We start from the raw sequence: 5,472 nt of genomic DNA, 5'->3' as shown, positions 1-5,472 counted from the left end.
TCACCCTGGCCAGGACCCGGCCCACCGCCGCCCTGAAGGCCCTGGACCGGTGGATCGGCTGGGCCCGCCGCTGCCGCATCGACAGCTTCGTCGACCTCCAACGCCGCATCCGCCGCCACCACGACGCCATCCGTGCCGCCTTGACCACCGGCATGAGCAACGGCCTGATCGAGTCCACGAACACCAAGACCCGCCTGATCATCCGCCGCGGCTTCGGCTTCCACACCGCAGACGCCATCATCGCCCTCGTCATGCTCACCCTCGCCGGTGACAAACCCACCCTCCCCGGCCGCCAACCCGCCACAGAGTGACCCACACATACGGCAGGAGAGCCGATTTTTGGGACTTCCTGGCCGAGTCGACTGCCAGACCGAGCCCGGCCTGGCAGTCCACGTCATCTGCGACAGGCTCTCCGGACCAGCTCACCGGGAACCGAGGAGTGTGACCCGGCCGGTGCTTCCGTCCACCTCGACCATCGCACCGTCGGGCAGGACCGTCGTCGCGTCCGGAATTGCCAGGACGGCCGGGAGCCCCTGTTCTCGTGCCACGATCGCGGCGTGGGAGAGCAGGCCACCGGTCTCGGTGACGACTGCGGCGACGACACCGAACAGCGGGGTCCACGCCGGGTCCGTGGTCCGGCACACGAGTACGTCGCCGGGCCGCACGCGTGCGAAATCGCTGGGGCCGCGTACCACGCGGGCCGGTCCGGCGGCGGAGCCGGAACTTCCGGGCGTACCCGTGCGGACGTTGCTCTTCCCGGTGGTGTCCGGCGAGGCCGTCGGCCCGGAGGGGAGGGCGCTGGTCACCGGGCGAGTCTGGAGGACCCAGATCCGGGAGCCGGTGATCGCCCACTCGATGTCCTGCGGCTCGCCCAGCAGATCGGTTGTCCTCCGGCCGATTTCCGCGAGCCGGGTCACTTCCTCGTTGGTCAGACAGAACCTTTCCCGGTCGGCAGGCTCCACCTCACGGGGGACAACCCGGGTGTGATCGCGATCCATCCGCGTCCTCTTCGTGCCGAGCGTTCGACGGGTGACAGTGCCGCCGGACAACGTCCAGGAGTCCGGCGTGACCTGACCGCTGACGACGCTCTCGCCCAACCCCCAGGACGCCTCCAGGCGGATGTCGGCGCCGGTGAACATCACCCCCGCGACGTCGGCGTCCACCAGGCTCTGCACCAGCACCGCGATCGCGGGCGGTTCCGCGCCCCCCTGTCGGCGCCGGTATTCCACGGCACGTTCGGACCACAACGAGGCCCAGCAGCGGCGTACTGCGTCGGCGACCTGATCGGGACCGCGGACGCCCAGGAAGGTGTCGTGCTGTCCCGCGGCGGTGGCGGCGGCGGTGTCCTCGCTGGTCGCCGACGAGCGCACGGCGACGTACCCGTCCCCGGTGGTTCGTGTGAGTGCTCGGGCGATCTCGTCGATCAGCGCCGGGGAGAGGCCGGCCAGATCACGCACGGCACCGACGTCCGAGAAGTCGAGGCCGTGGGCGGCCCGCTCATACGCTGCGGTCGGCACCACGAACCCCGGTGGTACCGGCAGACCTGCCTCAAGGAGTCGGGCAAGCGCTGCGGCCTTTCCACCCGACGTCCCGATTTCGGCGTCAACCAGGCTGATCAGCAAGGTATGTACCCCTAGTGTCCTGAGTCGTTAATTCGTCTGCAGTATGCGGCGAGTGTGTCGAGGATGTCGTCTGCGGTCTTCGTCCAGACGAACGGCTTGGGGTTCTTGTTCCACTCGTTGATCCAGCAGCGGATGTCGCGTTCGAGTTCGATGACGCTGCGGTGGGTCGAGCGGCGGAGTTTGCGGGAGGTCAGCTCGGCGAACCAGCGCTCGACGAGGTTGAGCCAGGAGGCTGAGGTGGGGGTGAAGTGCAGGTGGAAGCGGGGGTGCCGCAGCAGCCACTTCTTGACCGGTTCGGTCTTGTGGGTGGCGTAGTTGTCCAGGACCAGGTGCAGTTCGAGGTGCTTGGGGACGGCTGCGTCGATGACCTTCAGGAAGCGGAGGAACTCCTGGTGGCGGTGGCGGCGGTAGTGCTGGGCTATGACTGATCCGGAGGCGATGTCGAGGGCGGCGAACAGGCTGGTCGTGCCGTGCCGGACGTAGTCGTGCGTCATCTTCGCCGGCGTAGTCGGTGCCATCGGCAGGACGGGCTGGGTTCGGTCCAGGGCCTGGATCTGCGACTTCTCATCCACCGCCAGGACCAGCGCGTTCTCCGGCGGCGACAGGTAAATGCCCACGAAGTCACGGACCTTGGTCACGAACTGCGGGTCGGTCGACAGCTTCCACGTCTCCACGATGTGGGGCTTGAGGCCGAAGGCCCGCCAGATCCGCGAGACGGCCGACTGCGACATGCCCTCGGCCTCGGCCATCGAACGTGTCGACCAGTGTGAATCGCCTGTGGGCGGGCTCTGGCCCAGCGTCCTGGCGACCATGGCTTCGACCTGCTCGTCCGTGATCTTCCGCGGTGCACCCGAACGCGGCCGGTCCACCAGGCCCTCCAGCCGGTCCGCGGCGAACCGGGACCGCCACTTGCGCACCGTCTCCCGCGAGACACCCAGGTCGTCCGCGACCTGCGCGTTCGACCGGCCCTCCGAGCACGCCAGCACGATCCTCGACCGCAGAACCAGTGCCTGCGACGCAGTCTGCTTGCGCAACCAACCCCGCAGCACCCGGCGTTCATGATCGGACAGCTCCAGTGGCAACGGCTTCGGACCAGGCATCGCCACACTCTACAATCGCACGCGAACTAACGACTCAGGACGCTAGTCAGCGCACTGTACATGTTGCGTGATGACACGGTCCGGCAATCCGCGTGGAGTGCGAGTACCGCGTTGACGTCGCGAGCACGAGCCTGAATGCTCGCTGCCATGACGTACGCTTCATCACCGGATTTACTTGTCCTGCACGCCGTACGGGTGACCGGAGTCGCCAACGACACGGCGGTCTCCCGGCGCACCGGCATCGACCATGACACGGTCTGTGAACTGCTGCCGGACTTCGAAGCCTACGGGTGGGTGACACACGTCGCGTTCGGAGGTACCAGCGGCTGGACGCTCACCGAGCGCGGACGTGACGAGAACACCCGGAAACTGGCGGAGGAACTGGAGGAAGCCGGCGCTCGGGCCGCCGTCGAGCAGGCACACAAGGCGTTCGAGATCCTGAACGGACGGCTGGTGCAGGCGTGCACCGACTGGCAGTTGCGGCCCACCGAGAGCGATCGGCTGGCGTCCAACGACCACAGCGACCCGGCGTGGGACGCCCGGGTTCTGGACGAACTCATGGCGCTCGGCGACGAGTTGACCGAACTGGTCGGCGGGCTGGCCGATGCGCTCGCCCGGTTCGGCGGCTACGGCGAGCGGTTCTCCGCTGCCCTGGCCCGCGCCCGTGCGGGAGAGGGGCAGTGGGTGGCCGGGGTCGGTGTCCCCTCGTGCCATGCGGTCTGGATGGAGCTTCACGAGGATCTGCTGTCGACCCTCGGAATTCCCCGCGGCGCGGAACCGAGAACCTGGTAGGTTCGTTCCGTGGCTACTCGATATCTCCATCTGGCACGTCATGGCTTGGCGGACGCTTTCGGCGAGCTCACCGACATGGGGTACAAGCAGGCGGACCTGCTTGGCGAGCGGCTATCAGGGCTGCCGATCAACGCTGTGTGGCACTCGGTCCTGCCCCGCGCCGCCGCGAGCGCGCGCGAGATCGGCAGACACCTGCCGGGCGTGCCCGTGGCCGAGGCCGACGAACTCATCGACCATGTGCCCTACGTACCGAACGCGGCCGAAATGCCCCAGGCCTGGGCCGGTTTCTTCGACGGCTTCGAGGAGGCCGAGGCCGCGTCGGGCAAGCGGGCCGCCGAAGCCCTGGTGGCGCGGTTCACCAGGGCCCCCGAGGGCACCGAGCCTGACTCGCACGAGGTGCTGGTCACGCACGCGTACCCGATCGCCTGGCTGGTACGGGATGCGCTGGAGGCCCCGCCGACCCGATGGCTCGGCCTGGACAGCGCGAACACGGGGCTCACGGTGATCGAGTACCGGGCCGGTCTGTCGCCCACCCTGGTGATGTTCAACGACATGAGCCACCTGCCGGGCGACCTGCGCTGGACCGGATTCCGGGCGGCCGCACGACCGTGAGGGGCGGCTGCCGCGACCCGGGGTCGTCCCGGGTCCACCCCAGGGATTCGCGGCGTCCGCGGAGCGGAACTCTGGGGGTGTGCCGGAGGCGTACCGGAGACATCATCGGATGACCTTCTTCGGTCCGGGAGATCAATTCGCATGCCTCACGGCCAGCACACTTCCACGACCTACTGTCTCGTGATTCTGTCAGCATTACTTGGTCTTGTGTGGCAGGGTCTCTTGGTATGGAGCTCTCCGTGGAACAGGCCGCCGCGTTGCGGGAGTTGGTAAACAGCCGGGACGTACCCGCCGACATGGCGACGCGGGGCCGGATCGTGCTCTGGTCGAGCGAAGGCCGTCGACGCAAGGACATCGCCGAGCTGCTCGGCGTATCGCTGCCGACGGTGGACCGCTGGAAGCGGCGTTATGCAGAGCTCGGACTGGCCGGGCTGGAAGGGGACCGGCCCGGCGGAGCCCGGGAACAGGTACCGGCGCGGGTGCGGGCCCGCGTGATCGCGCTGACCCGCATGACGCCGCCGGACGGCACGGGGCTTTCGCACTGGTCCACACGCGAGTTGGCGAAATATCTGAAGCGGACCGAGGGCATCTCCGTGTCCTGGCACTACATCGCGCGAATCTGGCGCGAGGAGCATCTCAAGCCGCACCGGAACGGCACCTTCAAGATCTCGAAGGACCCCGCGTTCGCGGAGAGGGTCGCCGACGTGATCGGCCTCTACCTCGCCCCACCGGGTGGCGCCGTGGTCCTCTCGATCGACGAGAAGACGCAGATCCAGGCACTGGACCGGACCCAGCCGGTACTGCCGGTCGCCTTCGCGGCGAGCGAGAAACGCACCGCCGACTACGTCCGGCACGGCACCACGAACCTGTTCGCCGCCCTGAACGTGACCACCGGCGAAGTGATCGGCGAGTGCAGGCCGACCCGGAACAGCAAGGACTTCTTGGCCTTCCTCAAGAAGGCAGTGAAGCCGCACGCCGAGAAGGACATCCATGTCGTCCTGGACAACCTCTCGACGCACACCACCCCGGAAGTCAAGGAGTGGCTGACCAAGAACCCACACGTCCACTTCCATTTCACCCCCGTCGGCTCCTCGTGGCTCAACCAGATCGAGATCTGGTTCGGAATCCTGACCCGGCAGTCCATCCGCCGCGGCACCTTCTCCAGCGTCAACGTCCTGATCAAGCAGATCCGCGACTACATCAGCTCCTGGAACGAGAGCGCCAAACCGTTCACCTGGACCGCGACCGCCGGCGAGGTCCTCGCGAAGGTCAGACTCGTCGCGACCAACGTGAAGAAACTCGTCAATAACAACTCGAACTGACATGAACAGAATCACGAGACACTA

At 67.5% G+C, this 5,472-nt stretch carries 6 protein-coding genes; 4 read left to right on the top strand and 2 right to left on the bottom strand.

Annotated features, from left to right (window positions below; all coding sequences use genetic code 11):
* Window positions 1–311 (top strand): transposase (locus H300_RS0121505; protein WP_199779235.1); only part of this gene is annotated, 311 nt, incomplete at its 5' end.
* A gap of 111 nt (window positions 312–422) precedes the next feature.
* Here the strand turns inward: H300_RS0121505 and H300_RS0121500 are convergent.
* The gene (locus tag H300_RS0121500) at window positions 423–1,520 is read right to left on the bottom strand and encodes a PEP/pyruvate-binding domain-containing protein (RefSeq protein WP_486583994.1); all 1,098 of its coding nucleotides are present in this window, start codon (window positions 1,518–1,520) and stop codon (window positions 423–425) included.
* A gap of 113 nt (window positions 1,521–1,633) precedes the next feature.
* Window positions 1,634–2,722 (bottom strand): IS630 family transposase, encoded by a 1,089-nt coding sequence (locus H300_RS0121495; protein ID WP_028429030.1) that lies wholly within the window; start codon window positions 2,720–2,722, stop codon window positions 1,634–1,636.
* A 147-nt stretch (window positions 2,723–2,869) separates the two neighbouring features.
* Here H300_RS0121495 and H300_RS0121490 point away from each other — a divergent pair, with 147 nt between their 5' ends.
* The 3 genes from H300_RS0121490 (at window position 2,870) to H300_RS0121480 (ending at window position 5,448) form a co-directional block, all read left to right on the top strand.
* The gene (locus tag H300_RS0121490) at window positions 2,870–3,514 is read left to right on the top strand and encodes a hypothetical protein (protein ID WP_028429029.1); all 645 of its coding nucleotides are present in this window, start codon (window positions 2,870–2,872) and stop codon (window positions 3,512–3,514) included.
* 9 nt (window positions 3,515–3,523) lie between these two features.
* Window positions 3,524–4,126 (top strand): histidine phosphatase family protein, encoded by a 603-nt coding sequence (locus H300_RS0121485; RefSeq protein ID WP_028429028.1) that lies wholly within the window; start codon window positions 3,524–3,526, stop codon window positions 4,124–4,126.
* A 227-nt stretch (window positions 4,127–4,353) separates the two neighbouring features.
* Entirely contained in the window at window positions 4,354–5,448 is a 1,095-nt protein-coding gene (locus H300_RS0121480) for an IS630 family transposase (RefSeq protein ID WP_028429027.1), read from the top strand.
* Window positions 5,449–5,472: the final 24 nt, after the last annotated feature.

Source organism: Streptomyces sp. TAA040, from assembly GCF_000424845.1.
The sequence above is the reverse complement of the archived record's forward strand: the minus strand, read 5'-3'. Positions and strand labels throughout refer to the sequence as shown.